The sequence below is a fragment of the Phyllobacterium sp. 21LDTY02-6 genome (assembly GCF_023554255.2).
GTDB lineage: Bacteria > Pseudomonadota > Alphaproteobacteria > Rhizobiales > Rhizobiaceae > Phyllobacterium.
In genome coordinates, this window is the sequence record NZ_JAMJWD020000007.1 from 180,102 (window position 1) to 206,889 (window position 26,788).

The window sequence follows — 26,788 nt, forward strand, 5'->3', positions numbered from 1 at the left end:
TCAGTGTCAGCCAACGGTTCCGGGGCATGGGGTATGATGGAAAACGCAGGATCGCTGCGGGAAGTTTTCACCGCTTTTCTGAAACTCGGCCTCACCTCCTTCGGTGGGCCCGTCGCCCATATCGGCTATTTCAGGGACGAATTCGTCCTGCGCCGCAAATGGCTGGGCGATGCCGCCTTTGCCGAATATATCGCGCTGTGCCAGTTCCTCCCCGGCCCCGCATCGAGCCAGCTCGGCTTCGTGCTTGGCATGGTGCGCGGCGGCGGGCTGGCTGGCGGGCTGGCGGCCTGGGTCGGCTTCACGCTTCCCTCCGCCCTGCTGATGCTCGCCTTTGCCTATGGCGCGGCCAGCCTTGCGGGTCCCGTCGGGGCCGGCCTGCTGCACGGCCTCAAGCTGGTGGCGGTCTCGATCGTCGCGCAGGCGGTGTTCGGCATGGCGCGCACCCTCACCCCGGACCTGACACGGGCGGCGATCGCAATTGCCGCCTGTGCCGCCGCGCTGCTCCTCGACAATGCGGCAATGCAGATGGTGCTGATCGCCGCCGGCGGGCTGCTCGGCATGCTGCTGTGCCGGGGCGACGCGCTGAAGCAGGTTTCGGGGCCGGGCTTCGGCTTCAGCCGCAGGCATGGCCTCGTGGCGCTGGCGCTGTTCGGCCTGCTGCTGGTGGTGCCGGCGGCGCTCCGGCCTGGCCCGGATAGCCTGCTCTCCATGTTCGACGCCTTCTATCGCTCCGGCGCGCTGGTCTTCGGCGGCGGCCATGTGGTCCTGCCGCTGCTGCAGTCGGCCTTTGTCGATACGGGACTGGTGAATGGCGAAGCCTTCATTGCCGGCTATGGCGCGGCGCAGGCGGTGCCGGGGCCGCTCTTTACATTCGCGGCCTATCTCGGCGCCGTCGCCGGCCAACCTCCGGCGGGGGTCGCAGGCAGCATGGTCGGGCTGGTGGCGATCTTCCTGCCCGGGCTGCTGCTCGTCTACGGCACATTGCCGTTCTGGCGCGGCGTTCGCGGCTCGCCGCTGGCGCAGGCCGGCATGAAGGGAGCCAATGCCGCCGTGGTCGGGCTGCTGGCGGCCGCCTTCTACAATCCGGTCTGGACGACCGCCGTTCTCGGCCCGCTGGACATCGTGCTTGCGGCGGCGGGCTTCCTCGCCCTCGTCGTGCTGAAGGCCCCCTCCTGGAGCATCGTGGTGGCGCTGGCGCTCGCAGGGGTGGCGTTCTACTGATCGCGGCTCAGGATTTCGCCGCGCGCATAAGCTTGCCCTGCAGCCGCCTTGCCGGGCCATCATTCCGGGCGGTGGTCTTTTCATCCAGGCTCTGCCCGACATCGAAGGCTTCGGCCAGCGTCCTTATGTCGTCGACATCAATTTCGACGGGCCGGTTCGGCCGTATCGAATCGATCAGCGGCGCGATCGTGGCGAAGACCGCCGGCAGATGGGTTTGCGAGCCCTGTGCGACCTGCTCCGAGGCCCTGGCATAGAACTGCTTGAGCGCGGAGGTCTCCTCATCGTCGAATTCGAGCGTCGGCATCTGCTTCTCCTGTTTCGAACGGACCTTTGAGAGAGCAACGCCGCAAGCGCGATTTTGTGCCATCGCTACCGGCATTTTGAGACCGGAGACGGGAAGCGGAACCGCCGCAGGATCGAAGCGTTCTCCCCTCATTCCCAAACCTCGCCCAAATCTCGAGAGGATATTGATGGCCAAGCTCGACCAGGATCAGGCAACAGGCAGGACGACGCCGATGGAGCATGGGGCGGCGCTGCTGCCGGGCGTCAGCGTCGACAGCTACAATCTGCGCATCAGGGACAGTAACGGCTTTCTCGGCGACAGGGCGAGCAAATCCGCGCTGCAGGACAAGGTCGAGGAGTGGCGCAAGCGCTATCGCAAGGATGGCAGGGACCCGCTCGGCGACGACCCGACCGAGGACATGTCCAAGAAGGACATCAACGCCTTCATCGAGGGCGACGACATGGAGGCGGCGGCGCTGGTGCTGGCGGCGGCGGATGATTTTTCCGCCGAGCTCGCCCATGTCCTGCGCCGCTTTCTTAAAGAAAAGAGCTGGAAGAACACCGAGCGCATCGTCGTTGGCGGCGGCACCAAGCAGAGCATAATGGGCCAGTTGGCCATTGCCCGCGCCATGGGCCGCCTGCATGCGGATGGCGTGAAGCTGCAGCTGCGGCCGATCGTCCATCACCCCGACGAAGCGGGCCTCATCGGCGCGGCCCATCTCATGCCGGCCTGGATGCTGGAAGGGCATGAAGCCATGATCGGCGTCGACATAGGCGGGACGAACATCCGCGCCGGCATCGTCGAAACCAGGCTGAAGAAGGCGCCCGACCTTTCGAAGGCGCGCGTGACGAGCGCCGAACACTGGAAGCACGCCGAGGACGATCCGAGCCGCAAGACGGCGGTGGAGCGCCTCGTCGACATGATCAAGTCGCTGCTGGCGAAGGCCAAGCGGGAAAAGCTCGACGTGGCGCCGCTGATCGGCATTGCCTGCCCGGGCGAGATCGAGCCCGACGGCTCGATCAGGACCGGCGGCCAGAACCTGCCCGGCGGCAATTGGGAGAGCGAGGCATTCAACCTGCCGCGCGAGATCATGAAGGGCATTCCCCGGATCGCCGGCCATGACACCTTCATCATCATGCACAATGACGCCGTGGTTCAGGGCCTCTCGCAAAGTCCGTTCATGCGCGACGTGAAGCGCTGGGGCGTGCTGACGATCGGCACCGGCCTCGGCAATGCCCGCTTCACCAACAGGCCGGAGAACTAGGCGCGACGGGTGCACTTCTTGTCGCAGCGGCGCATTTGTTGGTCTTTACCGGCATTTTCCATGCCTGGCCTATTGCTTTCCTCCGGCGAAGACTCTAGGGAAATCACCGTCCAAGACGGACGGAGCGTAGCGCAGCCTGGTAGCGCATCTGGTTTGGGACCAGAGGGTCGCAGGTTCGAATCCTGCCGCTCCGACCATTTGAGACCGGCTGCTGGAACCGGATTGAAGCCTGTAATATATTGGGATTGCAGACAGAGGATTTCTTCAATGACAGCCCGCATATACCGCCCCGCCAAGACCGCCATGCAATCGGGCAAGGCCAAGACCGAGCACTGGGTGCTCGAGTTCGAACCGGAGCAGCCGCGCCGGGTGGAGCCTTTGATGGGGTATACGTCTTCCGGCGACATGAAAAGCCAGATCACGCTCAGCTTCGACACGAAGGAAGAAGCGGTGACCTATGCGGAGAAGAACGGCATCGCCTACAGCGTCCAGGAGCCGAAGGAAGTGCGCCGCCGCGTCGTATCCTACTCGGAAAACTTCCGTTTCGACCGCAAGCAGCCCTGGACACATTGAACTTGCCAGCCGGCAGCGCATGACGCCGCCGGCATTTCGGTCCCGTAGCTCAGCTGGATAGAGCACCGGCCTTCTAAGCCGACGGTCACTGGTTCGAATCCAGTCGGGATCGCCACTCCCCTCAAGCGGCCGCGCTCCGACGAGGCATGACGAAAAGCCAGACCGCCGACAGCAGGAAATAGAACGCGCCAAAGCCCGCATAGGGAACGATGTCGAGTATCGACGGCACATTGGGGCCGATCGACCGGCTGATCATGAACGCCCCGGCCAGCGCCGACTGGCCACCGCTGAGGATCATGGCCCATTGCGCGCCATACTGGCGCCAGCGCCCTACCCCGGTATAGAGCTGCAACAGGCCCGACAGGATCGCCCATACGCCGAACACGGCAAGGACGGCATGCATGCTGCTGTTGAGCGCGATAAGCACGGCAAGCGCCGTGACGATGCTCACCGCCACGTTCAATGCCTGCGAAGGGCTCGCCCTCATGCCGCCATTCGCCCGCGCATCGGCGAGATTGGCGACGGCATCCCAGGCCGGATAGATCAGCAGCAGCGCCGCCGCGAGGTGCGACTGGCCGCTGGTGAGAATGGCCGCGGCGATCCAGCCGCAGGAAAACAGCGCCCGTACCAGATAATAGGACCGCAGCCAGTTGGACTGCTCGAGAGTTTGGGTTTGCATCGACAGCTTCCTTGTTGATTACCTACCTACTAGTAGGTTGTTTTTGAGCCGCCGTCAATTGGCTGGGAGTGGCCGGCTTGCGATGCGTGTTGTGGTTGGGCGATTGCATCGCTGTTGTTGCGTGCAATCCCTTGTTGGAGATGCTGGATACAGAAAATCCTCACCACGCCCGCGAAAATCGCGTCTGGTCATTGAAAATGGGGGGAGACGGGCGGTCTTCAGCGCGTCAGTAGGTATCAGGGTCGAGGTCCGAAGACCGCCCGCGACGTCTTTGCCTGCTATCATTGCGTTTGTCAGACGCAACAACCCGGAAAACGAAGCGCCACCTCCGTTTCCTTCTGCAGTTTGCTTGATGGTCGGGGTTGTCACTTCCGACCATCCGGCAACGCCATCCTTTCCCAGCTTGTCGAAACAGCACCGGAAGCTGCTCCCCCACTGGAAAGGATTTGTGCAGAATAACCCGGTTTCAAAGTGGTGGGATAAGTTTCCACTTATCCCCCAAGGAGGGACGTGTGTTGCATAGAAGAAGCACGCAACAAGGCTTGTGCGATCTCTTGAATGCGGCATCACTTGCAGGCATCGGCTTGACTCACCTACCTATCAACAGGTAGGCAGGACCCATGCAATCAACGGCTTCGACCTCGGACAAGATCCTCGATGTGGCGCAGGCGCTCATCATCGCCGGCGGCTATAACGGCTTCAGCTATGCCGATATATCCGCTGCCGTCGGCATCAGGAAGGCGAGCATACACCATCATTTTCCGACCAAGGCCGAGCTCGTCGCGGCGCTGGTCGATCGCTATCGCCAGCAGGTCGATGCCGGGCTCGACGCGCTGCGGGCGCAATTCCCCGAGCCCCGCAAATGCCTGCAATCCTACCTGAATTTCTGGCAGGGCTGCATCCGCGACAATTCCATGCCCTTCTGCGTTTGCGCCATGCTGGCCTGCGAGATGCAGATGCTGCCGGAGGCGGTGGCGTCGCGGGTCCGCGGCCATTTCGACACACTGGCGCAATGGCTGGCATCGGTGCTGCAGGCGGGGCTGGACCAGGACCTGTTCCAGCTCGACAAGCGCCCGCAAGACGAAGCGCAGGTGCTGATGGCGTCGGTACATGGCGCAATGCTGTCGGCGCGAACCTTCGGCGATCCGCAAGTCTTCGCCAGCATCGTCGATGCGCAACTGGCAAAGCTCCTGAAGCGTCCCGGCGGACGGCCGCGCTTGACCGCGCTATAGACCTGCGCCGAACACCTTGTTTTCATTACGGATTTGTAATGCGGCAGTCATCTCCCGTTCATTTTGCGCCCTCTAATGTCTAGCCACGAGAGCAGATCAAGCTCGCGCAACCTTGAGGAGACAAGCATGAAACGGATTATGGCCCTTGTTCTTTCGGGAACCTTTTTGACCGTGTTTGCACTTGGCGGCGCATTTGCGCAGGACCCGGCGCCGGCAGCGGCGAACGACCAGACGAAATCCGAACCGGCACAACAGAGCCAGACCCCGCAGGGCCAGCCCCCGCATAGGCAGGCAAAGCTCGACAGCAACAAGGACGGCTCGGTCGATCTTGCCGAGTTTTCCAATGCGGACCGGCTGAAGGAAGCCGACAAGGATGGCGACGGCAAGCTGTCGCAGGAAGAAATGGAAGCGCTGGCAATGAAGCGCATCGTCGAGCGGCAGGTGCAGCGCATGACCAAGCGTCTCGACGTCGATGGCGACGGCACCGTGACAATCGCCGAAGTGGAAAAGCAGAAGGCCAAGCGCTTTGCGCTGATGGACCGCAACGACGACGGCAAGCTGGAAGGCAAGGAATTGCGCCACGGCAAGCGCTTCCACAAGGGCCATCATCGCGGCGAGCACAGGCAGCACGAGCGCGGCGCGGCGAAGCAGTAAGCGCCCCTGACACATGCCGGCGGCGGTCTCCAATCGAGCCGCCGCCAGCACTTGCATTTACGCTCACATCCGGATTCACATTTCAGCACCAAGCTCTTGAAATCGCTCGAAAGCTATTCCCACTAGTGCTCGTGGCCCTTGATCCGCCCCGATTTCCACGGGATCACTTCCGGTTCGCCTTCGCCATAGCTCACGGTCAGGCAATCGTCAGAATTGGCGACGACTTTCGCCTTCACCCAATTGTCCGATTGCGGCGAGCCCGGCCTGTCTTCCCGGCGCGCCCTGAGGACTTCGACGGTATCGCCCTCCTTCAATGCCGGCTTCCGGCCCGTGCCGGCCTCATCGTGCTGCATCGACCTTCCCTCCATCCTTTGTTGTTAAACTCATCCGGCCGCATTCGGTTGCGCCACCCGGGCCCAGGCAGGCAGGTGGGCAAGAAGGATCGGCAGGCTCGGGGAAGCAGACTCAGGGAAGCAGGCCGGGGTCGAAATCCGCCGTCACCAGCAGCAGCAGCGCATGGGTGGCGGTGGCGAAACGATAGACGTCCTTGGCGGTGGCGAAACGATGGATCGCCTGGGCGACGGGCAGGAATGGCCGCATGGTCTGCACCATCTTGCGCAATTCTTCCGCTGCCGCAGCCGGCGCCACGCTTCGCCAGACCGAATAGGCAGCCTCCACCGCCGACGCGCCCAGCGGCGCTATATGCAGGGCAAGAAGCCATATGTCGCGCGCCTGGGCGGTGGCCAGCGGCATGACGGCCGCAGGGTCCTCCTCGAAATCGAGAAAGCCGATCCGCTCCCCGGCGAAGAACATGTCGCGCGGATGCGGGCGCCCATGGCAGAGACCGGCGGCGTGCACGCGGCCGAGTTCATGCGCGCAGCGGCTGAGCAGCGCCTTGCAGGCCTCCGCATCGCCGGAGATCTGCGTCAGCCGGGCGGCAACGGATTCGCCCATGTCCGACAGCACCAGCATGTTGCCCAGCGCGCAGACGATCTGCGGCGTCGCGAAGCCGCTGTGCCGGAAGGCCTCGATCTGCGCCCTTTCCCGCCGCACCATGTCCTCAGCCGAAAGACGCGGCGACGGCCGCAGAAAGGCAAATGGCAGGATGGCCGCGAGCACGCGCTGGCAATGCGCGCCGACCAGCGTCCGTTCGGTGCCATGGCGCTTGAGCCACACCGCCCGGTCCGTCAGTTCGACCCGCTGGACGCGGCAACGCAGATCGAGCGCGGCCTGCAGCAGCGCCCGGATGTCGTCTTCCGCCAATATGCCCGAATCCACGGCCATCGATGCAAATCATCCGATCAAAACTTCGATCAGGCTATTTTATCCCATCAAATCCGTAGCTTGAAGAGTCCAGATCACGCTTTATGACAAATTTGTAACAATATTGCATTCGTGCAACATTCGCTCGCGGCACATCGTCAAAGGTCGAGCACCGATTGCCCCTCGTCGAAGGCGGTGATGACGCTCGCCGCCAGGGCGCGGGTGATGCGCGACTTCTTTTCCAGCGCGACGCGATCGAGACGTTCGACGACCCGGTTTGCGGTCGAAAGCGAGCGCTCGATATGGCTGACGAGGAAGCCGATCACCGAGGGATCGACCGCGATCTGCCGGTCGGCGAACAATTTGTAGAGGACGCCGGACAGGAGCGCGTCGTCCGGCTCGCCGATCTCGACCGTCGTCGCCGCCTTCAGCCTCGAGGCGAGGTCCGGCAGCGTGACCTTCCAGTTCGCCGGCCACAGGCGCGAGGTCATCAGCAGCGTCGAGCCATTCTGGCGAACGCTGTTGATCAGGTGAAACAGGCCGGACTGGTCGAGCGTGCCGAGGCCGATATCGTCGATGAGAAACGGCCCGCTTTCGCCGACCGCAGCGCCGATATCGCGCGGATCGACCACCCTCGCCGCCGCCTCGGCCCGCCAGACCGAGGCCAGATGCGTCTTGCCGGAGCCGGTCGGGCCGGCAATGATGACGACGGGCGATATCCAGGCCGGCCAGCGGTCCACCATGTCGACCGCCGCCATGTTGGCGCTCGATACGATGAGATCGTCGCGCGAAAAGCCGGGTTCATGGCCGAGATCGAGCGGCAACTGGCGGGAATTGCTGTTGGTCATGCGCGAACAAATACAGCCAGGATTACGCCACTGTCATCCGATTTGTTTCGGCTCGTCATTTTTGCGGAATTCGCCTGTGTAGAGCGGGGATCGCTGATAGCGGCTGATGATGAAGCGCACCAGCACGCCGATGGCGGCCGCCGTCGGCACGGCGATCAGCATGCCGGTGAAGCCCATGAGCGAGCCGAAGGCGAACAGCGCGAACATCAGCCAGACCGGGTGAAGCCCGACGGAGGAGCCGACGAGCTTCGGCTGCAATATATTGCCCTCGATGAACTGGCCGACGCCGAAGGCGACCGCGACGCCGACGATATGACCCCATTCCGGCCAGAACTGCACGAGCGCGACGCCCAGCGCCACCAGCAGCCCGACAAGGGAGCCGACATAGGGGATGAAGCTGATGAGCCCGGCGAACAGGCCGATCAACAGGCCGAAATTCAAGCCGACGATGGTGAGCCCCGCCGCATAGATCATGCCGAGCAGCAGGCACACGGTGCCCTGCCCGCGCACGAAACCGGCGATCGCCTTGTTCATGTCGCGCGCGATGCCGCGCACGGTATAGACATGCTCGCGCGGCACCAGCTGGTCGATCTTCGCCACCATCCGGTCCCAGTCGAGCAGCATGTAGAAGGCGACGACGGGCGTGACAACGAAGAGCGCAACCACGTCGATCAGCGTCTTGCCGGAGCTCCAGATGGACTGGAGCAGCGTCGTCAGGAAGCCGGCGCCCTGCTGCAGCAGCGAGTCGAGGCTGTTGCGGATGACCGAGGCGTCGACGCCGATGAAATCCTTCAGCCATTGCGAGTCCCGATTGGCGATGAGCTCCTGCAACCGCGCGACATAGCTCGGCAGCCGGGCGATGAAATCGCTCATCTGCGAGGCGAGGATCGGCACGAGCAGGATCAGCAGCAGCACGAAGGTGACGAGGAAGAGCACGAGGATGACGATCGTCGCCAGCAAGCGCGACAGGCCGAGCCGCTGCAGCCGGTCGGCCACCGGATCCAGGAAGTAGGCCAGCACCATGCCGGCGACGAAGGGCAGCAGGATCGACGAAAAGACGAACAGAAACAGCGCGAAGACGATCATTGCCAGCGTCCAGAAGATGGCCTGGCGGCGTATGTCGCTCGCAAAGGAATTCAGCTGTACTTCGACATGGATGTCGCGTTCGGCGACTTCCTCCGGAACGACCGGCTTCTTCGCCGCCACGGCCTTGCTTGGTGCTTTGGTCATCGCCTGCTCATCCCGTTCCATCCGCCCGAGAGATAGGCAGCCCCGCCCCGTCCGGTCAAGGGAAAACCGGCCGCCGCCAGCGGGAATCTGCGCGGATTCCGCCTTGCCGCCCTGTCGATAAGTGGCGTTTTATCCGCACATCGCCCATAGGGTACTTGCGGTGGTGGCGAAGTCGTGCCATTCCGCTCCACATAATCCGGAGCATCCCATGAGCGTGAAAAGCGAACCCGCCAACCGCGGCAAGAATGGTCTCACCTATGCACAGGCAGGCGTCGACATCGATGCCGGCAATCTGCTTGTCGAGAAAATCAAGCCGCTGGTGCGCTCCACCCGGCGTCCGGGCGCCGATGGCGAGATCGGCGGCTTCGGCGGCCTGTTCGACCTGAAGGCCGCCGGCTTCAAGGACCCGGTGCTGGTCGCCGCCAATGACGGCGTCGGCACCAAGCTGAAGATCGCCATCGATGCGGGCCGGCACGATACGGTCGGCATCGACCTCGTCGCCATGTGCGTCAACGATCTCGTCGTCCAGGGCGCGGAGCCGCTGTTCTTCCTCGACTATTTCGCCACCGGCAAGCTCGATCCGGACCAGGGCGCCGCCATTGTCGGCGGCATCGCCGAGGGCTGCCTGCAGGCGGGCTGCGCGCTGATCGGCGGCGAAACGGCCGAAATGCCGGGCATGTACCGCGATGGCGACTATGATCTTGCCGGCTTTGCCGTCGGCGCGGCCGAGCGCGACCGGCTTCTGCCCTCCGGCGACATCAAGGAAGGCGACGTCATCCTCGGCCTCGCCTCGTCCGGCGTTCATTCCAACGGCTTCTCGCTCGTTCGGCGCATCGTCGAATTGTCGGGCCTCGCCTGGGACGCCGAAGCGCCCTTCAAGGCAGGCGTCACGCTTGGCGAGGCGCTGCTGGCGCCGACGCGCATCTATGTGAAGCCGCTGCTTGCCACGATCCGCGATACCGGCGCCATCAAGGCGCTCGCCCACATCACCGGCGGCGGCTTCCCGGACAATATTCCGCGGGTGCTGCCGAAGGACCTCACCGCCAGCATCGACCTGTCGGCGATCGAGGTGCCGGCCGTCTTCTCATGGCTGGCCAGCACCGGCGGCGTCGAGCGCGACGAGATGCTGCGCACCTTCAATTGCGGTATCGGCATGATCGCCGTCGTCGCGCCGGAAGCGGCCGACGCGGTGATCGAAGCACTGACCGCCAATGGCGAGGCGCCAGTGCGGCTCGGCAGGATGGTCGCCCGCGCCGATGCCGGCGTCGTCTATGAAGGCCAGCTCGCACTGTGAAGAAGCGCGTCGCGATCCTGATCTCGGGGCGTGGCTCCAATATGGGCGCGCTAGTCGCGGCCGCGAAAGCGCCGGACTATCCGGCCGCGATCGTCGCGATCATCGCCAACAAGGCCGATGCCGGCGGGCTCGATACGGCGCGCAACGAGGGCATTCCGGCCTTCGCCATCCCCCACAGGGATTACGCGTCCAAGCGCGACCACGAGATCGCCATCTCGGCGGCGCTCAAGGCTGCGGGCGCCGAGATCGTCTGTCTCGCCGGCTATATGCGGATCATGTCGCCCGAATTCGTCGGCGAATGGGAAGGGCGGATGCTCAATATCCACCCCTCGCTGCTGCCGCTGTTCAAGGGGCTGCACACGCATGAGCAGGCGCTCGAAGCCGGCGTGCGCGTTCATGGCTGCACCGTGCATTTCGTCACGGCGGGCATGGACGAAGGCCCGATCATCGCGCAGACCGCCATCCGCGTCGATGTCGACGATACGGCGGAAACACTCGCGCAGCGGGTGCTATCCGTAGAGCATGCAACCTACGCGGAAGCGCTGGCGCTGGTGGCGTCCGGCAAGGCGCGGATGCAGGGCGGCCGCACTATCTTCGCAACATAGGGCTGAACCGATCAGGCGCCCGACGCCTGATCCAGACGCGCCGGCCTGATCCAGACCCTATTGTCGTGGAAAGCCGCACCGCCATAGGGTGCCGGCGAGTCCGCCCCGGTCAGGACATTGATGCCCTCGCCCCGCTCAAAGGCGGTATTGGCGAATATGCCTTCCGAAATCACGACGCCGCGCTTGGTCAGCGGCTCGACGCGGGCGTGAAGAACGACATCGCCGCGATCATTGCCGACCTCTACCCGGTCGCCGCTCGCTATGCCGAGGCGCGCCGCGTCGTCCGGATGGATCAGCAGTTCCGGCCGCTGCTCCTTCAACAGCGATGTCGGCGTTTCGGCGAAGGTCGAGTTGAGGAAATTATGTGCCGGCGAGGTCGCCAGCCGGAACGGATGCCGCTCGTCGGCTGCCTCGATCGCCTCGAAATGATCCGGCCATTGCGGCAGTTCGGCATGAGGACCCTGCGGCCCCATGGATTTCGGCGGCTTGTTGGGCGCGGGACTGCCGGTCCAGTCCGGCTTGAAGCGGAACTTGCCGTCCGGCCAGCTGAAGCCATTGAGGAAATGCGCGGTTTCGAAATCCGGCTGCACGTCGATCCAGCGCCGCGCCTTCAATTCGTCATAGCCCGGGAGATTGCCGGCCTTCAGCATATTGTCGATGAGAGTGCGCGCATCGAGGCCGAAGCCCGGAAGATGATCGACGCCGAGGCGTTTTGCGAGTTCCTCGACGACATGGATGTTGGGGCGGGTCTCGCCCGGCCCATCGATCTGCTTCGGGCCGAGGATGATGTGCTGCTGGCCGCCGCCGCGGTAGATGTCGTCATGTTCGAGGAACATCGTCGCCGGCAGCACCACATCCGCCAGCCTCGCCGTATCGGTCATGAATTGCTCATGCACGGCCATGAAGAAATCCTCGCGCAGCATGCCGCGCCGCACGAGCCTCTGCTCGGGCGCGACATTGGCGGGATTGGTGTTCTGCACGAGCATCGCCATGACGGGCGGGCCGTTCTGCAGCGCGGCGGCATCGCCATTCAAGGCAGCGCCGATCTTGCACTGGTCGATATGGCGGATCGCAGGATCGAGATAGGCCCTGCCCTCGATCTCGCGCTTGTCCATGCGATAGATCTCGCTGTTGGAATAGAACGCCCCGCCGCCCTCATGCCGCCACGCGCCCGTCACCGCGGGAATGGAAAGCGCCGCGTGCATGTTGACCGAGCCGTTGCGTTGCCGCGTGAAGCCGAAGCCCAGCCGGAAGAAGCTGCGTTTGGTGGTGCCGACGAGGCGGGCGAATGTTTCGATCTCGTCCACCGACAGGCCGGTGATCGCGGCCGCCCATTCCGGGCTGCGGCCGCGCAGATGCTGCTCGAGGCCGTGCGGATCGTCGGTATATTGCGTCAGGTAATCCCAATCGGCGAGGCCGTCGCGGAAGAGGACGTGCATGACCGCGCAGGCAAGCGCGCCGTCGGTCCCCGGCCTGAGCACGAGGCCAAGATCGGCCTGGCGCACCGTCGCGGTCTCGTAGATGTCGATGGCGACGATCTTCGCGCCGCGTTCCTTCCGGGCCCGCACCGCATGGGTCATGACGTTCACCTGCGTCGCCGCCGCATTGGTCCCCCAGATGACGACGCAATCGGATTTCGCCATCTCGCGCGGATCGGAGCCCATCAGCCGGCCGGTGCCGGCATAATATCCGGTCGAGGCAAGGTTGGTGCAGATACTGTCGAAAGTATTGGAATATTTCTTGGCGTGGCGCAGCCGATGGATGGAATCGCGCTGTACGAGGCCCATCGTGCCGGCATAGATATAGGGCCAGATGCTTTCGGAACCGTGTTCCTGCTCGGCCTTCAGGAAGCGCTCGGCGATCAGGTCCAGCGCCGCGTCCCAGCTCGCCTCCTTCCACAGGCCCTCGCCCTTGCTGCCGGCGCGGACCAGCGGCTTCAGCAGGCGCTCCGGATGATGGATGCGCTCCGCATAGCGGGCCACCTTGGCGCAGATGACGCCGGCCGTATAGGTGTTTTCCTTGGCGCCGCGCACGCGCCCGATCTGGCCGTTATCGACGATCTCCACATCCAGCGCGCAGGTCGACGGACAGTCGTGCGGGCAGGCGGAATGGACGGTGCGCAAAAGGACAGGCTTGTTCATGCGAGGAACCTAGCGCAAATTCCGCCGCCGAGAAACGAGGCTTTTTGTACCGGTGACAAGTGGCCGACCAGAGCAGGCGCCGGCGCGTGACGATCAGAGATGGTATCAGCCAAGGCGCATGACGGCCGCGCCCGCCGCGATCAGCGCGACGGCGGCGAGCCGCGTCATGCCGATCTTCTCGCGCAGGAAGAAGGCCGAGATGACCACCGCGAAGAGGATGGAAGTCTCGCGCAAGGCGGCGATGACGGCCACCGGCGCCATGGTCATCGCCCAGAGCGCCAGGCCGTAGGAGCCGAGCGTGCCGACGCCGCCGATCGTCGCCAGCCGCGTCCTTCCGCGCAGATGCGGCCATAATTGGCCCTTGCGCATGATGATGGTCCACAGGAACAGCGGCAGCGCATTCAGCACGAACACCCACATCGTATAGGCCGCCGGCGCGCCGGACTGGCGCACGCCGATACCGTCGATGAGCGTATAGGAAGCGATCACCAGCGCATTCGCCAGCGCCAGCAGCGTCGTGGCCGGGCTGGCGCCGGCGCGGCGGCGGGCTTCGAGCGCAAGGGCGAGCACGCCGCCGCAGATGAGGCCGATGCCGGCCCATTTCTGCAGCGAAAGCACCTCGCCGATGAGCGGCCCACTGGCGATGGCGACGATGAGCGGGGCGGTGCCGCGCATGATCGGATAGGCCTGGCTCATATCGCCGCTGCGATAGGCCGCCGCCACGAGGATCAGGTAGATCACCTGCGTCACCCCCGAGGCGAGCAGGAATGGCACGCTCGACCATGCCGGCGGCGGCAGGAATGGCAGGGCGATAGCGGCGATGAGACCGGCCGAACTCACGACGACGACGGTGTTGAGAAACTTGTCGCCCTCGGATTTCACCACGGCGTTCCAGCTTGCGTGCAGAAACGCGGCGAAGAGCACGACAAGGATGATCGTTCCGGACATGAGGCAGGTTCCAGCGCGCCGGACCGGGGCGCTTCGTTGCTCTAAGCCATATCGCAGGGATCGGCAAACGCCTTCGCCGAAAGCGACGCTTCAATAATATTTACCGGCTTGCCGTAAGGGCGCCGGCATGAAACAAGCGCATCCATGAATTACCGTCACGCCTATCATGCGGGCAATTTCGCCGATGTGATGAAGCACGTCATCCTGACGCGGATCCTGCTCTATCTGCAGCGCAAGGAACAGGCCTTCCGCGTCATCGATACGCATGCGGGCATCGGGCGCTACGATCTTGCCGGAACCGAGGCGGCGAAGACGGGCGAATGGCAGGCCGGCATTGCCCGCCTGCTCGATGCGCCGCTCGAGCCCGAAGCCGAAGCCTTGCTGGCGCCCTATCTCGATATCGTGCGGGCGGAGAATACCGATGGCGGCCTGCGCCATTATCCGGGTTCGCCGCTGATCACGCGCCACCTGTTGCGGCGGCAGGACCGGTTGTCGGCGCTCGAACTGCACCCGGCCGATGCCGCGAGGCTGGCCAGGCGCTTCGAGGGCGATTTCCAGGTCCGGGTCACCCGGCTCGATGGCTGGCTGGCGCTTGGCGCGCATCTGCCGCCGAAGGAGAAGCGCGGCCTCGTGCTCGTCGATCCGCCCTTCGAGGAGGAAGGCGAGTTCGAACGGCTGGTCGATGGGCTGTGGCGCGGTCACAGGCGCTTTCCCGGCGGCATATTCGCGCTCTGGTATCCGGTGAAGGACCGGCCGCAGATCGCCTCGTTCATCGCCGCGCTGCGCCAAACCGGCATCCGGAAGATCATGCGCGCCGAATTGATGATTCGGCCCTTCTCGGCCCAGCCGCGCCTCGACGGCAGCGGCATGATCGTCGTCAACCCGCCCTATACGCTCGAACAGGAGCTGCGCACGCTGCTGCCGGTGCTCGCGCGGGTCTGCGGCGAGGCGCAGAACGGCCATTTCGTGCTCGACTGGATCAGGGGTGAAGAAGTAGAGGCTTGACCCGGCGCTCGCGCTGGTTGAAATTGCACACCAACAGTACATTCGGAGAAAATCCATGGCACGCCCATCGTCAATCCTTGCCGCAAGCCTTGCCCTCGGCATCGCTCTCTCTTCCGCCGCACCCGTTCTTGCCGCGGACTACGTGGCCCCGTCGCAGGGCTATGACGACACCTGCGGCCAGGCGGGCGTCCTCAACAGGATCGCCAGCAGGTTCTCCTACCGGGTCCAGCATGTGCCGAACCTGGCGCAGGTCGCCATCAACGATTTCAGCGATGTCCGCGAGACGCGCTACGAGCCCTCGCTCGAGCCCGAGCTTGCTGCGGTCGAGCGCCATTATTGCCGCGCCACGGCGCATCTGTCGGATGGCAACCAGCAGCCGGTCTGGTATCTGGTCGAAGAAGGCCAGGGCTTCGTCGGCGTCGGCAAGAATGTCGAATTCTGCCTCGAAGGCTTCGACCCCTGGAACGTCTACAATGCAAGCTGCCGCACGCTGCGCTGATTGACGCGCCGCGATGCAGGCTGGCCGGCTAGCCCGTTTCGCCCTGCTGGCCGCGCTGTTCGTCGCCGGCATCGCCGTCTATGCGTGGGAGAACAACACGACTCCCGCGCTTGTCGAGTTCGACAATGTACCGGCCGCGCCATCGAACGCCGGCACGCCCCCCATGAGGCGGGAGGCGAATTCGGATGTGCGTCCCAACGCGAATTCGGATGCGGATTTCGACTTCTACGTGCTGGCGCTGTCCTGGTCGCCGAGCTATTGCGAATCCGAAGGCCCTGACGCCAACAGGCAGCAATGCGGGTCGTCGCGGCCATTCGGCTTCGTCGTACACGGGTTGTGGCCTCAGTTCGAGCGCGGCTATCCACAGGATTGCGACAGCGGCGAGCCGCGCAACGTGCCGATGTCCCTCGCCCGCTCCATGGGCGACATCATGCCCTCGACCGGCCTCATCAACTACCAGTGGCGCAAGCATGGCGCCTGCAGTGGCCTCAGCCAGCGCGACTATTTCGCCACGATGCGCCGCGCCATGGAGCGTGTCGCCATCCCGGGGCAGTTTCGCCAGGGAACGGCACGGGATGCGGTCAATCCGCAACTGGTGGAGCGCGCCTTCCTGACGGCCAATCCCGGCATGAAGGCGGAGGGCGTCGCAGTCACCTGCGACCGCGAATTCCTGCGCGAGGTGCGCATCTGCCTGACGAAAGACCTCGATTTGCGCACCTGCCCGGAAGTGGACCGCAGCGGCTGCCGGCGGCGCGCCGTCGAAATGCCGCCCATTCGCTGAAACGGCCGATGCAACCGCTTCAATTCAGACAAGGAACGCTCTACTTTCACCCGCAACGAATCGAACCAGCTGGAGCCTGCCCGTGCCGAAAGTCTATTATGCGCCTGCCTCACCCTATAGTACCAAGGTACGGATGGCCGCCCATTATACGGGATTTCCCGTCGAGGCGGTGCAGATCGATACCAATCTCGAGCCGGAAGAGCTCATAAACGTCAATCCGCTGGGGAAGATCCCGACGCTCATCCTCGACGATGAATCCGCCATCTTCGACAGCCGCGTGATCACGCAATATATCAACCGGGTTTCCGGCAACAAGCTGTTCCCGCGCAATGCGCAGAAGCGGCTGGAAGCGGAGCAGCTGGAATCGCTGGCCGACGGACTTTGCGACGCCCTGCTGGCGCATGTCTACGAACGCCGGTTCCGGCCGGAGGAAAAGGTGCATCAGCCCTGGCTCGACCGGCAATGGGGCAAGGCCCTGCGCGTGCTCGACACGTTGAACAATGCGCCGCCGCGGCTCGGCAAGAAGATCCATGGCGGCCATATCGCCATCGCGGCCGCCCTCGCCTATGCCGACCTGCGCTTTCAGGGCAAATGGGAAAAGGGGCGCTCCAAGCTGAAGCGCTGGCAGAAGCGCTTTGCCGAGCTGCACCCGGAACTGGCGGCGCTACTGCCGAAATAGGGCACAAAAAAAGCCGGATGGTTTCCCATCCGGCTTCTTCGTCAGGTCCAGGCTGATCAGAACTTGTAGCCTACACCGAGGCGAACCTCGTTCGTCGTCAGCTTGTTGGATACTTCATCGGCACCGCCGAGATCATAATCCTTCTTGCCGTAGTCGCTGTAGCGATATTCGACGCGGCCAACGACGTTCTGGGTGATCTTGGCTTCGGCGCCAGCACCGACGGTCCAGCCGACATGGGTGTTGGAGTCGCTGCCCGTATCGGTGGAAAGCTTGTTCTCGGTGACGGCAAGACCACCGGTGCCATAGAGCAGGACCGGATCGAGCGCGACACCGGCACGGGCACGCACCGAGCCGTTCAGGCCCTGCTTGGCGGTGTAGCCGAAATTGCTTTCCTTGGCATTGGCGTAGCCGAGATCGGCTTCGGCACCATAGACGAACTGGCCGTTCTGCATGTTGTAACCGCCATAGGCGCCACCGCCGAAGCCATCGGCATCGAGCTTGCCTTCGTCCGTCTTGTTCTTGCTCCAGTTATAGCCCCCATAGACACCGACATAGGCGCCATCCCAGCCGGACGGCTGTTCCATGGGCAGGGCCTCGGGCGCAGGGGCCTGTTCGACGACGGCATCGGCGGCAAGAACGGGGGCGGAGAGCGTCAGCACGGCCGCCGAAGCGAGGATTATTGTTTTAAGAGTGCGCATCGCAATCTCCTTTTCATAACTCTTTACGCAGCGGGCGCCGGCTGGGGGAACCATGAACGCACCCGCTTTTACGAGCCGGACATTCGCCTCCCATTGTGGCGGGACTCGTGCCGGAGTGTGAAAAGAAATCGTCGGGAAAATGGCCGAAATGCGATGTGTTTTTTGAGCAACAATCGAGTTTTCTGAAGTTATCAATGCAGTTTGCAGCAATGCAAGGAATAACTGATAAAGTCACTTCTTATACAGTCATAGAATACCCGATATGCAAGTTTGCCATCAATATATTATACTTAATCAATGCTTAATACTGACCTCATCAGGCTCGAAGTTATTTGACATATCGCAATCCGCATCCGATCCGGCGCGGAACAGCGCGATAGACTGCGTCTGTTCATTACTGACCTTTGCCACTCGCGCTTTGCCGGGCCGATGCCTATATTCGGGGCTGAATCACGATCCAGGGAGAATAATGTGAAGACCGATCGAACCGTTGCCCTCGTGACAGGCGGCGCCAAACGTATTGGCAAAGCCATCGTGGAGCACCTGGCCGATCAGGGCTTCGCGGTGGCCATTCACTGCAACCGGTCGAAAGAGGAAGGCGAAGTGCTGCTGGCGGGGATAGAGGCGCGTGGCGGCGCCGGCTGCGTGGTCGCGGCCGACCTGACGGAGCCGAAGGCGGTGCGCGAACTGATCCCGCAGGTGCAGGCGGCGCTCGGCACGGTGAAGCTCCTCGTCAACAATGCCTCGGTGTTCGAGGAAGACGGCATCGGCAAGCTGGCGGACGATCGCGTCTGGGACCGGCATTTTGCCGTTCACAGCAAGGCGCCGGTGCTTCTGGCGGATGCTTTTTCGGCGCAGTTGCGCGACAATGGCGAGGACGGGCTGATCGTGAACATCATCGACCAGCGCGTCTGGAAGCTGACGCCGCGGTTCCTGTCCTATACATTGTCCAAGGCGGCGCTGTGGACCGCGACGCAGACGCTGGCGCAGGCGCTTGCGCCGCAGATCCGCGTCAATGCGATCGGCCCCGGCCCGACAATGCAGAGCGACCGGCAGGACCGCGACGATTTCGCCCATCAGGTCAATTCGCTATTGCTGCGCCGTGGCGCCGAACTGTCGGAATTTGGCCGCACGATCTGTTATCTATGGGAAAACAGGTCGATCACGGGGCAAATGATCGCCCTCGACGGCGGACAGCATCTGGCGTGGGAGACGCCGGATTCCATGGGAATGGCAGAATGAACGAACAGGGCAAGCTCACTCCCGGCCAGCAAGAGCCGGAGCGGGAAGCAGCAGAGATGGAGCCGGCCGGCATCGACGCGGCGGCGGAACTGCCGCGCGATACGACCGCGCTCATCAGCGCCATCGAATGGGATTCGGCCGAGGCGAGCGACGGCACCAGCGGCGCGGACGTCATCGCCGGACTGGTGAAGCGCCTGCCCAACAAGCCCGGCGTCTATCGCATGTTCAACGAAGCGGGCGACGTGCTCTATGTCGGCAAGGCGCACAGCCTGAAGAAGCGCGTTTCCAATTATGCACGCGGCCAGGGACACAATAACCGCATTGCCCGCATGATCCGCGAAACGGCGAAGATGGAATTCGTCGTGACCCGCACGGAGACCGAGGCGCTTCTGCTCGAGGCCAACCTTATCAAGCGCTTGCGGCCGCGTTTTAACGTGCTGATGCGCGACGACAAGTCCTTTCCCTATATATTGCTCACCGCGCCGAAACGGGGCGAGCGGCGCATCGTGCCGGGCATCTTCAAGCATCGCGGCGCTCGGTCGAGCAAGGGCGATTATTTCGGTCCCTTCGCCTCCGCCGGCGCGGTCGGGCGGACGATCAACGCGCTGCAGCGGGCGTTCCTGCTGCGCACCTGCACCGATTCATTCTACGAGAACCGCACCCGCCCCTGCCTGCTCTACCAGATCAAGCGTTGCTCCGGTCCCTGCACCGGCGAGATCAGCGATGCGGATTATGACGAGCTCGTCGACGAGACGAAGGCCTTCCTGTCCGGCAAGAGCCAGGCGGTGAAGACGCATATGGCCAATGCCATGCGCGAAGCCTCGGCCGATCTCGATTTCGAGCGCGCCGCCATCTATCGCGACCGGCTTTCGGCCCTGTCGCAGATCCAGACCCATTCGGGCATCAATCCGCAATCGGTGGAGGAAGCCGACGTTTTCGCCATTCACCAGGAAGGCGGCGTCACCTGCATCCAGGTCTTCTTCTTCCGCACCGGCCAGAACTGGGGCAACCGCGCCTATTACCCCAAGGCGGATTCCTCCCTGTCGCCGGCGGAAGTGCTCGGCGCCTTCCTGTCGCAGTTCTACGACGACAAGCCCTCGCCCAGCATGATCCTCCTGTCGGAAACGGTCGAGGACCAGGACCTGCTGGCGGCCGCCCTCACCGCGCGCTCCAGCCGCAAGGTCGTCGTGACGGTGCCGCAGCGGGGCGAGAAGAAGGAACTCGTCGAACATGCGCTGAGCAATGCGCGCGAGGCGCTGGGCCGCCAGCTGGCGGAAACGTCGTCGCAAGCGCGGCTGCTCAAGGGCATGGCGGAGACATTCGGGCTGGACCGCGTGCCGCGCCGCATCGAGGTCTATGACAATTCCCACATCATGGGCACGAATGCGATCGGCGCGATGATCGTCGCCGGACCGGAAGGCTTCGTCAAGAACCAGTACCGCAAGTTCAATATCCGCTCGACCGAGATCACACCCGGCGACGATTTCGGCATGATGCGCGAGGTGATCGAGCGCCGCTTCAGCCGGCTGGTGCGCGAACAGGGCACGCCGGAAGACAAGGACGTTGCGGAAAAGGATGTTCCCGCCGACGATCTCGACATCGAGGACGACGACGATCCGGATGTGTTCCCGTCATGGCCCGATGTCATCCTGATCGATGGCGGCCAGGGCCAGATGAGCGCCGTGCGCGGCATCCTGAGCGAGATGGGCATCATCGACAAGGTGACCGCCATCGGCGTCGCCAAGGGTGTCGATCGCGATGCGGGCCGCGAAAGGTTCTTCATGGAGGGCAAGCCGGCCTTCACGCTGCCGCCGCGCGATCCGGTGCTGTATTTCCTGCAGCGCCTGCGCGACGAGGCGCACCGTTTCGCCATCGGCACGCACCGGGCAAGGCGCAAGAAGGAGATGGTGAAGAACCCGCTCGACGAAATCGCCGGCATAGGTCCCTCGCGCAAACGCGCATTGCTGCATCAATTCGGCACGGCCAAGGCCGTTTCGCGCGCCGCTGTCGAAGATTTGATGAAGGTCGACGGTATATCGGAAGCGATGGCCATTACAATCCGCGATCATTTCCGTACATAGGAGATGAATTTCGGCAAGTGGAACGATTCCCGATTGGAATCGGACCGCGGGATGTGATTCATCGACACATTTAAGCCGGAGTCGACGATGATGAACTTGACCTTTGGCAGGCTTGGCCGTTTCTTGAGGCCGCGAACTGATTGGTAGACACGAGATGCCCCGGAATAACAACGCCTACTCCCTGCCCAATATCCTGACCTATGCGCGCATAATCTGCGTGCCGCTCGTCGTGCTGTGCTTCTTCCTCGAAGGACGGCTGCAATCGAGCGATGCGGCGCGGTGGGGCGCACTGGCGATCTTCGTGGCCGCAAGCATCACCGATTTCTTCGACGGCTATCTCGCCCGCATCTGGAAACAGACCTCGACCATCGGCAGGATGCTCGATCCCATCGCCGACAAGCTGCTCGTCTCCGCCTGCCTGCTGCTTCTGGCCGCCGACGGCACGATCGCCGGCTGGTCGCTGTGGGCGGCGATCATCATCCTGTGCAGGGAGATCCTGGTTTCGGGCCTGCGCGAATATCTGGCGGAACTGAAAGTCAGCGTGCCGGTCAGCCGTCTCGCCAAGTGGAAGACGACGATCCAGATGGTCGCCGTCGCATTTCTGCTGATCGGCCCGGCGGGCGACAAGATCGTCCCGGTCGTCACCGTGCTCGGCATCGTGCTGCTATGGAGCGCGGCGCTGATAACACTCTATACCGGCTGGGATTATTTCCGGGCGGGACTGAAGCATGTCGTGGACTGACAGGGCGCGAAACCGCCGCTCCTGTCTGCAAGGGAAAGGCTCCAAGCCATGACCAGACTGATCTATTTCGCGTGGGTTCGCGAGCGAATCGGCAAGGGCGAGGAGGAGATCGAGCTCGATCCCTCCATCGCTACCGTCGCCGATCTCCTGTCGCACCTGAAGTCGCGCGGCGACGGCTATGCGGCCGCGCTCGAATATCAGGACGTGATCCGGGTGGCGATAAACCAGGAACATGTCGATCACGACGCTCCGGTGCGGGATGCGCGCGAGATAGCGCTGTTTCCGCCGATGACGGGGGGATGAGATGTCCCGCCTTCGCATAGAGGTGCAGCGCGACGATTTCGACATCGGCGCCGAACTGGCGCTCATCGCCGCGCAGGACAGCAATATCGGCGCCATCGTCACCTTCAGCGGCCTGTGCCGCGACGAGGCCGGAACGCTCTCGGCGCTCGAGATCGAACATTATCCCGGCATGGCGGAAGCCGAGATCCGGCGCACCGCACTGGAAGCGATGGAGCGCTGGCCCCTGACCGGGCTGACCATCATCCACCGCTACGGGCTTGTCCGGCCCGGCGACAATATCGTGCTGATCCTCGCCGCCTCGACGCACCGCCATGCGGCATTCGACGCCGCATCGTTCCTGATGGACTATCTGAAGAACACGGCGCCGTTCTGGAAGAAGGAACATTTCATCGACGGCACCGATGGCGGCTGGGTCGAGGCCAAGTCCCGGGACGAGGATGCCTTCAAGCGGTGGCACAGCCTGTGAACCGGCTCGCCATAGCATCGCTGGCCGTGGGCTTTGCCGCCGTGCTGCTGTTCTTCCTGCTCGCCGCCCTGAACTAGCCCCCCTGCTGAACTACCGGCAATAAAAAACCGGGCACGGGGCCCGGTCTTTCGAATTTCGACGATCGATTGCGATCAGCCGACGATCTCGGTTCCGGAGAACCAGTAGGCGATCTCTTCGGCAGCGGTTTCCGGTGCGTCGGAACCATGCACGGAGTTTTCGCCGATGGAGAGAGCGAAGGTCTTGCGGATCGTGCCCTCATCCGCATTTGCCGGATTGGTCGCGCCCATGACTTCGCGATTGCGGGCAATGGCGTTTTCGCCTTCGAGCACCTGGACGACCGTCGGGCCGGACGACATGAACTCGACGAGCTCGCCGAAGAAGGGACGATCCTTGTGCACGGCGTAGAAGCCTTCTGCCTCGCGGAGGCTCATCCACACGCGCTTGGACGCAACGACCCGCAGGCCGGCCTCTTCCAGCTTCTGCGTGATAGCGCCGGTGAGATTGCGGCGGGTAGCGTCAGGCTTGATCATCGAGAAAGTGCGTTCAATTGCCATGGAATGAGAACCTTGTCTTCTGGGGAACGGGAAGCGGCTCTATAGCGACAGGCGCTGCATTTGCCAAGAGCTTCGCGCCATTTGCCCAGAGCTGAAGGCGCCGGTCGGGGCGAAACCGCGACAACGCCCTTGCGAAAGCCCGTATTCCGGTGCAAAAGCGCCGGCATGCTTATTCTCGACGATATATCTGTCCGCATGGCGGGCCGGCTCCTGATCGACCATGCGAGCCTCAATCTTCCCTCCGGCACCAAGGCCGGCCTCGTGGGCCGCAATGGCGCGGGCAAATCGACGCTGTTCAAGGTGATCACCGGCGAAATGCACGCGGAAACCGGCGAAGTGCACCTGCCGCGCAACCTGAAGATCGGCCAGGTGGCCCAGGAAGCGCCGGGCACGGAGGATTCGCTGATCGAGATCGTGCTCGCGGCCGATACGGAACGCACCGCGCTTCTCGCCGAAGCGGAGACCGCGACGGACCCGCACCGCATCGCCGACATCCACATCCGCCTTGCCGATATCGATGCGCATTCCGCCGAAGCGCGCGCCGGCGCCATCCTGTCCGGCCTTGGCTTCGATGCCGAGGCGCAGAAGCGTCCCGCTTCGTCCTTTTCGGGCGGATGGCGGATGCGCGTCGCCCTCGCATCGGTGCTTTTCGCCGAGCCGGACCTGCTGCTGCTCGACGAGCCGACCAATTATCTCGATCTCGAAGGCACGCTCTGGCTCGAAGATTACGTGCGGCGCTATCCGCACACGGTCATCCTCATCAGCCATGACCGCGATCTTCTGAACTCGGCGGTGAATTCCATCGTCCATCTCGACCAGACCAAGCTGACGCTGTGGCAGGGCAATTACGACCAGTTCGAGCGGCTGCGCAGCGAGGCGCTGGAACTGCAGCAGAAGCAGCGCACGAAGCAGGAGGCCCATCGCAAGCACATGGAGGCCTTCGTCGAGCGCTTCCGCGCCAAGGCGTCCAAGGCGAAACAGGCGCAGTCGCGCCTGAAGGCGCTGCAGAAGCTGAAGCCGATCGCCGCCGTGATCGAGGATCATGTCCAGCCGTTCCATTTTCCCGAACCGGCAAAAATCGTCGCCTCGCCGATCATCGCCATCGAGAGTGGCAGCGTCGGCTATGAGCCGGGCAAGCCGATCCTCAGGCAGCTGAACCTGCGCATCGACGCCGACGACCGCATCGCCCTGCTCGGCTCGAACGGCAATGGCAAGTCGACCTTCGCCAAGCTGATCAGCGGCCGGCTTCCGCTGGATGGCGGCAAGATGACCGTCGCGCCGAACCTGAAAATATCGTTCTTCGCCCAGCACCAGCTCGACGACCTCATCCCCGAGGACAATGCGATAGAGCATGTGCGCAAGCTGATGCCCGATGCGCCGGAGGCCAAGGTACGGGCGCGCGTGGCGCAGATGGGCCTTGCCACCGTCAAGATGAACACGGCGGCGAAGGATCTTTCCGGCGGCGAGAAGGCGCGGCTGCTGATGGGTCTTGCGACCTTTGACGGGCCGAACCTGCTCATCCTCGACGAGCCGACCAACCATCTCGACATCGACAGCCGCGAGGCGCTGATGCACGCGCTCAACGATTTCGACGGCGCTGTCGTCCTCATCGCCCATGACAGGCACCTGATCGAAGCGACGATGGACCGGCTGTGGCTGGTGCGCGACGGCGGTGTCGCGCCCTATGACGGCGATCTCGATGCCTATCGCGCGCTCGTGCTTGCCGATGCCAAGGCGGAGCGATCCGGAAACAGGATCAATGCCGAGGAAGGCCAGAAGCTGAGCAAGGCGGAGCAGCGCAAGCTCGCCGCCCAGAAGCGCGAGGCGCTGAAGCCGCTGCAGAAGAAGATCCAGGAAGCCGAGGCCAGGATGCAGCGCTTCCAGAAGAAAATCGACATGCTGCAGGAGCAATTGGCCGATCCGGTGATCTATACGCGCGAACCGGCAAGGGCCACGCAGATCGGCAAGGAGATCGGCTACGCCAAATCCTCCCTCGCCGTCGCCGAGGAGGAATGGCTGGCGCTTTCGAGCGAGTTCGAGGCGGCAATGGCGGAACTCTGATCCACCAGCGCCGCCCTCTTCTTCATCGGCAGCGCATAGCCGGCAATGAGCGCACCGATGCCGATGATTGTCGAGACCATGAAGATCGCCATGGTGGCGCTGCGCAATGCTTCCGGACTGGCGGCCAGCGGATAGCCGACAGCATTGGCGGCGAGGCCGGCAATGGCCGCGCCGATGGCATAGCCCGCCGATTGCAGCGTCGGCAGCAGCGCCGAGGCCCGGTCACGCTCGCCGCTGCGCGCAGATTCCATCACCGCCTGGCTGAGGAAGCCCCAGCTGATGCCGAAGCCGGTGCCGATGCTGACCTGGCCGGCCATGACGACGGCGGGAAGGTCGAGCGCGAAGCCGGCGACGATGATGGCGAGACCGGCGACGAGCAGCGTCGGTCCGAGCCGGATCAGCCAGGCGCGCTTGCGCTGGCTGTGGATATTGGCGACGAGGATGGCGCAGAGGCTCCAGGCAATGGCGAAGGTCGCATAGAACGTCCCGGCCATGGTCGGGCCGTAGCCCCACAATTTCTGCAGGGTCATGACGAGGTAGACGGCCGTGGCCGCCTGCGCGACGGGCATGAACAGCACGATCCACAGGCCGATGCCGACGGTCGTATTCAGCGCGAAGGCATCGGACGGGAACAGCGGCGTCCGGCTCCGCCGGTCGATGATGACGACTGCGGCGAGGACGAGCGCAGCGCCGGCGACCAAGCCGATCTCCAGCGCCAGCGTTCCGGCGATGCTGGCGAGCGCCACCAGCATGATGCCGCCGCCGATCGCCGCCAGCCGCAGGAACGGCACCGATAGCGGGCTGGAAGCGCCGAAAAAGCGCGGCACGATGCGCAGCACCAGCGCGATGAAGATCAGCGACAGCGGCACATTGACGAGGAAGGCGGCGCGCCAGGAGAGATGCTCCGTCAGGAGGCCGGAGATCAGCGGCCCGCCAAAGGCCGCGATGGCCCAGACGACGGCTTCCGCGCCGAATACCTTGGCGACGAGGCGCGAGGGGAAGAGCTCGGGAATGAGCGCATAGCATATGGCCGCGATCACGCCTTCGCCGAGGCCCTGCAGCGCCCGTCCGACCAGAACCTCGGTCATCGATGAGGCGAAGGCCGCGACCAGCGTGCCGGCGAGGAAGACGAGTGCCGAGGCGACCAGCGTCGATCGCGCCCCGAGCCGGGCCTTGAGCAAGGCGCCGGCGGAGCCGCCGACGATGGAAAGCACGAGGTAGAGCGTGAAGGCCCAGGAAATGAGCGCGAGCCCGCCGATCTCCTCCACCGCCGTCGGCAGCGAGGTGGAAACGAGGAACCCGTTGAAGGCAAACAGCGCGACACCGAGGCAAAGCGTGGCCGTTGCGGCGGAATAGCGCGCCGTCAAAAGCTCCGACCAGCTCGCATCGCCCGTCCCGTTCGACTCAACCATCACCGCCCC

Annotated in this window: 27 protein-coding genes, 2 tRNA genes and 1 pseudogene; 19 read left to right on the top strand and 11 right to left on the bottom strand. The window is 63.8% G+C overall.

All coding sequences use genetic code 11. The features are described from left to right. Positions 1 to 33 precede the first annotated feature (33 nt). On the top strand, positions 34 to 1,221 hold the full coding sequence (gene chrA, locus M8997_RS21215) for a chromate efflux transporter (protein WP_252597221.1): 1,188 nt from the start codon (positions 34 to 36) through the stop codon (positions 1,219 to 1,221). A 7-nt stretch (positions 1,222 to 1,228) separates the two neighbouring features. Here chrA and M8997_RS21220 read toward each other — a convergent pair whose 3' ends face one another. Continuing rightward, positions 1,229 to 1,525, bottom strand: coding sequence for a hypothetical protein (locus tag M8997_RS21220; RefSeq protein ID WP_250018262.1), 297 nt, complete (start codon positions 1,523 to 1,525; stop codon positions 1,229 to 1,231). A 166-nt stretch (positions 1,526 to 1,691) separates the two neighbouring features. Here M8997_RS21220 and M8997_RS21225 point away from each other — a divergent pair, with 166 nt between their 5' ends. From M8997_RS21225 to M8997_RS21240, 4 genes are all read left to right on the top strand, one after another. Next, a complete protein-coding gene (locus M8997_RS21225) occupies positions 1,692 to 2,768 on the top strand; it encodes an ROK family protein (RefSeq protein ID WP_250018263.1) in 1,077 nt (358 codons plus the stop codon). Between the two features lie 120 nt (positions 2,769 to 2,888). Next, a tRNA-Pro gene (locus tag M8997_RS21230) sits at positions 2,889 to 2,965 on the top strand. 70 nt (positions 2,966 to 3,035) lie between these two features. Then, a complete protein-coding gene (locus tag M8997_RS21235) occupies positions 3,036 to 3,341 on the top strand; it encodes an ETC complex I subunit (protein ID WP_250018264.1) in 306 nt (101 codons plus the stop codon). A gap of 38 nt (positions 3,342 to 3,379) precedes the next feature. Then, positions 3,380 to 3,456: transfer RNA gene (locus M8997_RS21240), tRNA-Arg, on the top strand. A gap of 6 nt (positions 3,457 to 3,462) precedes the next feature. Here M8997_RS21240 and M8997_RS21245 read toward each other — a convergent pair. Beyond that, positions 3,463 to 4,020 carry a DUF308 domain-containing protein gene (locus tag M8997_RS21245; RefSeq protein WP_250018265.1) on the bottom strand — a complete coding sequence of 186 codons (558 nt, stop codon included), beginning with the start codon at positions 4,018 to 4,020 and terminating at the stop codon, positions 3,463 to 3,465. 620 nt (positions 4,021 to 4,640) lie between these two features. On the opposite strand from M8997_RS21245, the gene M8997_RS21250 reads away from it, so the two are divergent. Together M8997_RS21250 and M8997_RS21255 are read left to right on the top strand one after the other, a co-directional pair. Continuing rightward, positions 4,641 to 5,252 carry a TetR/AcrR family transcriptional regulator gene (locus M8997_RS21250; RefSeq protein WP_250018266.1) on the top strand — a complete coding sequence of 204 codons (612 nt, stop codon included), beginning with the start codon at positions 4,641 to 4,643 and terminating at the stop codon, positions 5,250 to 5,252. 126 nt (positions 5,253 to 5,378) lie between these two features. Next, the gene (locus M8997_RS21255) at positions 5,379 to 5,906 is read left to right on the top strand and encodes an EF-hand domain-containing protein (RefSeq protein WP_250018267.1); all 528 of its coding nucleotides are present in this window, start codon (positions 5,379 to 5,381) and stop codon (positions 5,904 to 5,906) included. Between the two features lie 122 nt (positions 5,907 to 6,028). Here the strand turns inward: M8997_RS21255 and M8997_RS21260 are convergent, their stop codons facing one another. The 4 genes from M8997_RS21260 to M8997_RS21275 all read right to left on the bottom strand — a co-directional run bounded on the left by M8997_RS21260 (position 6,029) and on the right by M8997_RS21275 (position 9,247). Further along, positions 6,029 to 6,259 carry a hypothetical protein gene (locus M8997_RS21260; protein ID WP_250018268.1) on the bottom strand — a complete coding sequence of 77 codons (231 nt, stop codon included), beginning with the start codon at positions 6,257 to 6,259 and terminating at the stop codon, positions 6,029 to 6,031. 112 nt (positions 6,260 to 6,371) lie between these two features. Beyond that, the gene (locus tag M8997_RS21265) at positions 6,372 to 7,190 is read right to left on the bottom strand and encodes a lipopolysaccharide kinase InaA family protein (protein ID WP_250018269.1); all 819 of its coding nucleotides are present in this window, start codon (positions 7,188 to 7,190) and stop codon (positions 6,372 to 6,374) included. Between the two features lie 137 nt (positions 7,191 to 7,327). Further along, on the bottom strand, positions 7,328 to 8,017 hold the full coding sequence (hdaA, locus tag M8997_RS21270; protein WP_250018270.1) for a DnaA regulatory inactivator HdaA: 690 nt from the start codon (positions 8,015 to 8,017) through the stop codon (positions 7,328 to 7,330). Positions 8,018 to 8,050: 33 nt separating this feature from the next. Further along, positions 8,051 to 9,247, bottom strand: coding sequence for an AI-2E family transporter (locus tag M8997_RS21275; RefSeq protein ID WP_250018271.1), 1,197 nt, complete (start codon positions 9,245 to 9,247; stop codon positions 8,051 to 8,053). 208 nt (positions 9,248 to 9,455) lie between these two features. Here M8997_RS21275 and purM point away from each other — a divergent pair, with 208 nt between their 5' ends. Both purM and purN read left to right on the top strand, forming a co-directional pair. Next, on the top strand, positions 9,456 to 10,541 hold the full coding sequence (gene purM / locus M8997_RS21280; protein WP_250018272.1) for a phosphoribosylformylglycinamidine cyclo-ligase: 1,086 nt from the start codon (positions 9,456 to 9,458) through the stop codon (positions 10,539 to 10,541). Next, positions 10,538 to 11,146 carry a phosphoribosylglycinamide formyltransferase gene (gene purN, locus M8997_RS21285; RefSeq protein WP_371929624.1) on the top strand — a complete coding sequence of 203 codons (609 nt, stop codon included), beginning with the start codon at positions 10,538 to 10,540 and terminating at the stop codon, positions 11,144 to 11,146. Before purM ends, purN begins: the two co-directional genes overlap by 4 nt. Before the next feature lie 11 nt (positions 11,147 to 11,157). On the opposite strand, the gene M8997_RS21290 is transcribed toward purN, so the two are convergent. Beyond that, positions 11,158 to 13,287 (bottom strand): molybdopterin-dependent oxidoreductase, encoded by a 2,130-nt coding sequence (locus M8997_RS21290; RefSeq protein WP_250018273.1) that lies wholly within the window; start codon positions 13,285 to 13,287, stop codon positions 11,158 to 11,160. Positions 13,288 to 13,392: 105 nt separating this feature from the next. Then, on the bottom strand, positions 13,393 to 14,235 hold the full coding sequence (locus M8997_RS21295; RefSeq protein ID WP_250018274.1) for a DMT family transporter: 843 nt from the start codon (positions 14,233 to 14,235) through the stop codon (positions 13,393 to 13,395). A 144-nt stretch (positions 14,236 to 14,379) separates the two neighbouring features. Between M8997_RS21295 and M8997_RS21300 the strand changes: the two genes are divergently transcribed. The 4 genes from M8997_RS21300 to M8997_RS21315 all read left to right on the top strand — a co-directional run bounded on the left by M8997_RS21300 (position 14,380) and on the right by M8997_RS21315 (position 17,199). Continuing rightward, positions 14,380 to 15,240 (top strand): 23S rRNA (adenine(2030)-N(6))-methyltransferase RlmJ, encoded by an 861-nt coding sequence (locus tag M8997_RS21300; RefSeq protein ID WP_250018275.1) that lies wholly within the window; start codon positions 14,380 to 14,382, stop codon positions 15,238 to 15,240. A gap of 55 nt (positions 15,241 to 15,295) precedes the next feature. Beyond that, the gene (locus M8997_RS21305; protein WP_250018276.1) at positions 15,296 to 15,739 is read left to right on the top strand and encodes a hypothetical protein; all 444 of its coding nucleotides are present in this window, start codon (positions 15,296 to 15,298) and stop codon (positions 15,737 to 15,739) included. Between the two features lie 13 nt (positions 15,740 to 15,752). Continuing rightward, the gene (locus tag M8997_RS21310; RefSeq protein WP_250018277.1) at positions 15,753 to 16,520 is read left to right on the top strand and encodes a ribonuclease; all 768 of its coding nucleotides are present in this window, start codon (positions 15,753 to 15,755) and stop codon (positions 16,518 to 16,520) included. Positions 16,521 to 16,602: 82 nt separating this feature from the next. Next, complete coding sequence (locus M8997_RS21315; protein ID WP_250018278.1) at positions 16,603 to 17,199, top strand: glutathione S-transferase N-terminal domain-containing protein; 597 nt, start codon at positions 16,603 to 16,605, stop codon at positions 17,197 to 17,199. Positions 17,200 to 17,255: 56 nt separating this feature from the next. On the opposite strand, the gene M8997_RS21320 is transcribed toward M8997_RS21315, so the two are convergent. After that, on the bottom strand, positions 17,256 to 17,897 hold the full coding sequence (locus M8997_RS21320) for an outer membrane protein (RefSeq protein ID WP_250018279.1): 642 nt from the start codon (positions 17,895 to 17,897) through the stop codon (positions 17,256 to 17,258). Positions 17,898 to 18,368: 471 nt separating this feature from the next. Here M8997_RS21320 and M8997_RS21325 point away from each other — a divergent pair, with 471 nt between their 5' ends. The 5 genes and pseudogenes from M8997_RS21325 to M8997_RS21345 all read left to right on the top strand — a co-directional run bounded on the left by M8997_RS21325 (position 18,369) and on the right by M8997_RS21345 (position 22,731). Next, positions 18,369 to 19,139: an SDR family oxidoreductase gene (locus M8997_RS21325; protein ID WP_250018280.1), complete on the top strand. Its 771-nt coding sequence runs from the start codon at positions 18,369 to 18,371 to the stop codon at positions 19,137 to 19,139. Then, positions 19,136 to 21,220 carry an excinuclease ABC subunit UvrC gene (gene uvrC / locus M8997_RS21330; RefSeq protein ID WP_371929625.1) on the top strand — a complete coding sequence of 695 codons (2,085 nt, stop codon included), beginning with the start codon at positions 19,136 to 19,138 and terminating at the stop codon, positions 21,218 to 21,220. The genes M8997_RS21325 and uvrC overlap by 4 nt, the downstream gene beginning before the upstream one ends. 154 nt (positions 21,221 to 21,374) lie before the next feature. Further along, positions 21,375 to 21,962 (top strand): CDP-diacylglycerol--glycerol-3-phosphate 3-phosphatidyltransferase, encoded by a 588-nt coding sequence (pgsA, locus tag M8997_RS21335; RefSeq protein WP_250018281.1) that lies wholly within the window; start codon positions 21,375 to 21,377, stop codon positions 21,960 to 21,962. A 48-nt stretch (positions 21,963 to 22,010) separates the two neighbouring features. Then, the gene (gene moaD / locus M8997_RS21340) at positions 22,011 to 22,265 is read left to right on the top strand and encodes a molybdopterin converting factor subunit 1 (protein WP_250018282.1); all 255 of its coding nucleotides are present in this window, start codon (positions 22,011 to 22,013) and stop codon (positions 22,263 to 22,265) included. Further along, positions 22,262 to 22,731 (top strand): annotated as a pseudogene (locus M8997_RS21345) (molybdenum cofactor biosynthesis protein MoaE). The gene moaD and the pseudogene M8997_RS21345 overlap by 4 nt, the downstream one beginning before the upstream one ends. A 152-nt stretch (positions 22,732 to 22,883) precedes the next feature. Here the strand turns inward: M8997_RS21345 and ndk are convergent. Further along, the gene (gene ndk, locus M8997_RS21350; protein WP_250018284.1) at positions 22,884 to 23,306 is read right to left on the bottom strand and encodes a nucleoside-diphosphate kinase; all 423 of its coding nucleotides are present in this window, start codon (positions 23,304 to 23,306) and stop codon (positions 22,884 to 22,886) included. 165 nt (positions 23,307 to 23,471) lie between these two features. Between ndk and M8997_RS21355 the strand changes: the two genes are divergently transcribed. Continuing rightward, entirely contained in the window at positions 23,472 to 25,367 is a 1,896-nt protein-coding gene (locus tag M8997_RS21355) for an ABC-F family ATP-binding cassette domain-containing protein (protein WP_250018285.1), read from the top strand. Here M8997_RS21355 and M8997_RS21360 read toward each other — a convergent pair. Further along, on the bottom strand, positions 25,283 to 26,779 hold the full coding sequence (locus M8997_RS21360) for an MFS transporter (RefSeq protein WP_250018286.1): 1,497 nt from the start codon (positions 26,777 to 26,779) through the stop codon (positions 25,283 to 25,285). The two genes, M8997_RS21355 and M8997_RS21360, sit on opposite strands and share 85 nt — an antisense overlap. Positions 26,780 to 26,788 lie beyond the last annotated feature (9 nt).

Coding starts and splice junctions, on each gene's coding strand:
- purM (WP_250018272.1), top strand. CDS start 9,456: ATGAGCGTGAAAAGCGAACCCGCCAACCGCGGCAAGAATGGTCTCACC.
- M8997_RS21260 (WP_250018268.1), bottom strand. CDS start 6,259: ATGCAGCACGATGAGGCCGGCACGGGCCGGAAGCCGGCATTGAAGGAG.
- moaD (WP_250018282.1), top strand. CDS start 22,011: ATGACCAGACTGATCTATTTCGCGTGGGTTCGCGAGCGAATCGGCAAG.
- M8997_RS21355 (WP_250018285.1), top strand. CDS start 23,472: ATGCTTATTCTCGACGATATATCTGTCCGCATGGCGGGCCGGCTCCTG.
- M8997_RS21220 (WP_250018262.1), bottom strand. CDS start 1,525: ATGCCGACGCTCGAATTCGACGATGAGGAGACCTCCGCGCTCAAGCAG.
- M8997_RS21265 (WP_250018269.1), bottom strand. CDS start 7,190: ATGGCCGTGGATTCGGGCATATTGGCGGAAGACGACATCCGGGCGCTG.
- M8997_RS21310 (WP_250018277.1), top strand. CDS start 15,753: ATGCAGGCTGGCCGGCTAGCCCGTTTCGCCCTGCTGGCCGCGCTGTTC.
- M8997_RS21290 (WP_250018273.1), bottom strand. CDS start 13,287: ATGAACAAGCCTGTCCTTTTGCGCACCGTCCATTCCGCCTGCCCGCAC.
- hdaA (WP_250018270.1), bottom strand. CDS start 8,017: ATGACCAACAGCAATTCCCGCCAGTTGCCGCTCGATCTCGGCCATGAA.
- M8997_RS21305 (WP_250018276.1), top strand. CDS start 15,296: ATGGCACGCCCATCGTCAATCCTTGCCGCAAGCCTTGCCCTCGGCATC.
- M8997_RS21250 (WP_250018266.1), top strand. CDS start 4,641: ATGCAATCAACGGCTTCGACCTCGGACAAGATCCTCGATGTGGCGCAG.
- M8997_RS21360 (WP_250018286.1), bottom strand. CDS start 26,779: ATGGTTGAGTCGAACGGGACGGGCGATGCGAGCTGGTCGGAGCTTTTG.
- M8997_RS21295 (WP_250018274.1), bottom strand. CDS start 14,235: ATGTCCGGAACGATCATCCTTGTCGTGCTCTTCGCCGCGTTTCTGCAC.
- M8997_RS21275 (WP_250018271.1), bottom strand. CDS start 9,247: ATGACCAAAGCACCAAGCAAGGCCGTGGCGGCGAAGAAGCCGGTCGTT.
- ndk (WP_250018284.1), bottom strand. CDS start 23,306: ATGGCAATTGAACGCACTTTCTCGATGATCAAGCCTGACGCTACCCGC.
- pgsA (WP_250018281.1), top strand. CDS start 21,375: ATGCCCCGGAATAACAACGCCTACTCCCTGCCCAATATCCTGACCTAT.
- M8997_RS21300 (WP_250018275.1), top strand. CDS start 14,380: ATGAATTACCGTCACGCCTATCATGCGGGCAATTTCGCCGATGTGATG.
- M8997_RS21245 (WP_250018265.1), bottom strand. CDS start 4,020: ATGCAAACCCAAACTCTCGAGCAGTCCAACTGGCTGCGGTCCTATTAT.
- chrA (WP_252597221.1), top strand. CDS start 34: ATGATGGAAAACGCAGGATCGCTGCGGGAAGTTTTCACCGCTTTTCTG.
- uvrC (WP_371929625.1), top strand. CDS start 19,136: ATGAACGAACAGGGCAAGCTCACTCCCGGCCAGCAAGAGCCGGAGCGG.
- M8997_RS21255 (WP_250018267.1), top strand. CDS start 5,379: ATGAAACGGATTATGGCCCTTGTTCTTTCGGGAACCTTTTTGACCGTG.
- M8997_RS21320 (WP_250018279.1), bottom strand. CDS start 17,897: ATGCGCACTCTTAAAACAATAATCCTCGCTTCGGCGGCCGTGCTGACG.
- M8997_RS21225 (WP_250018263.1), top strand. CDS start 1,692: ATGGCCAAGCTCGACCAGGATCAGGCAACAGGCAGGACGACGCCGATG.
- M8997_RS21235 (WP_250018264.1), top strand. CDS start 3,036: ATGACAGCCCGCATATACCGCCCCGCCAAGACCGCCATGCAATCGGGC.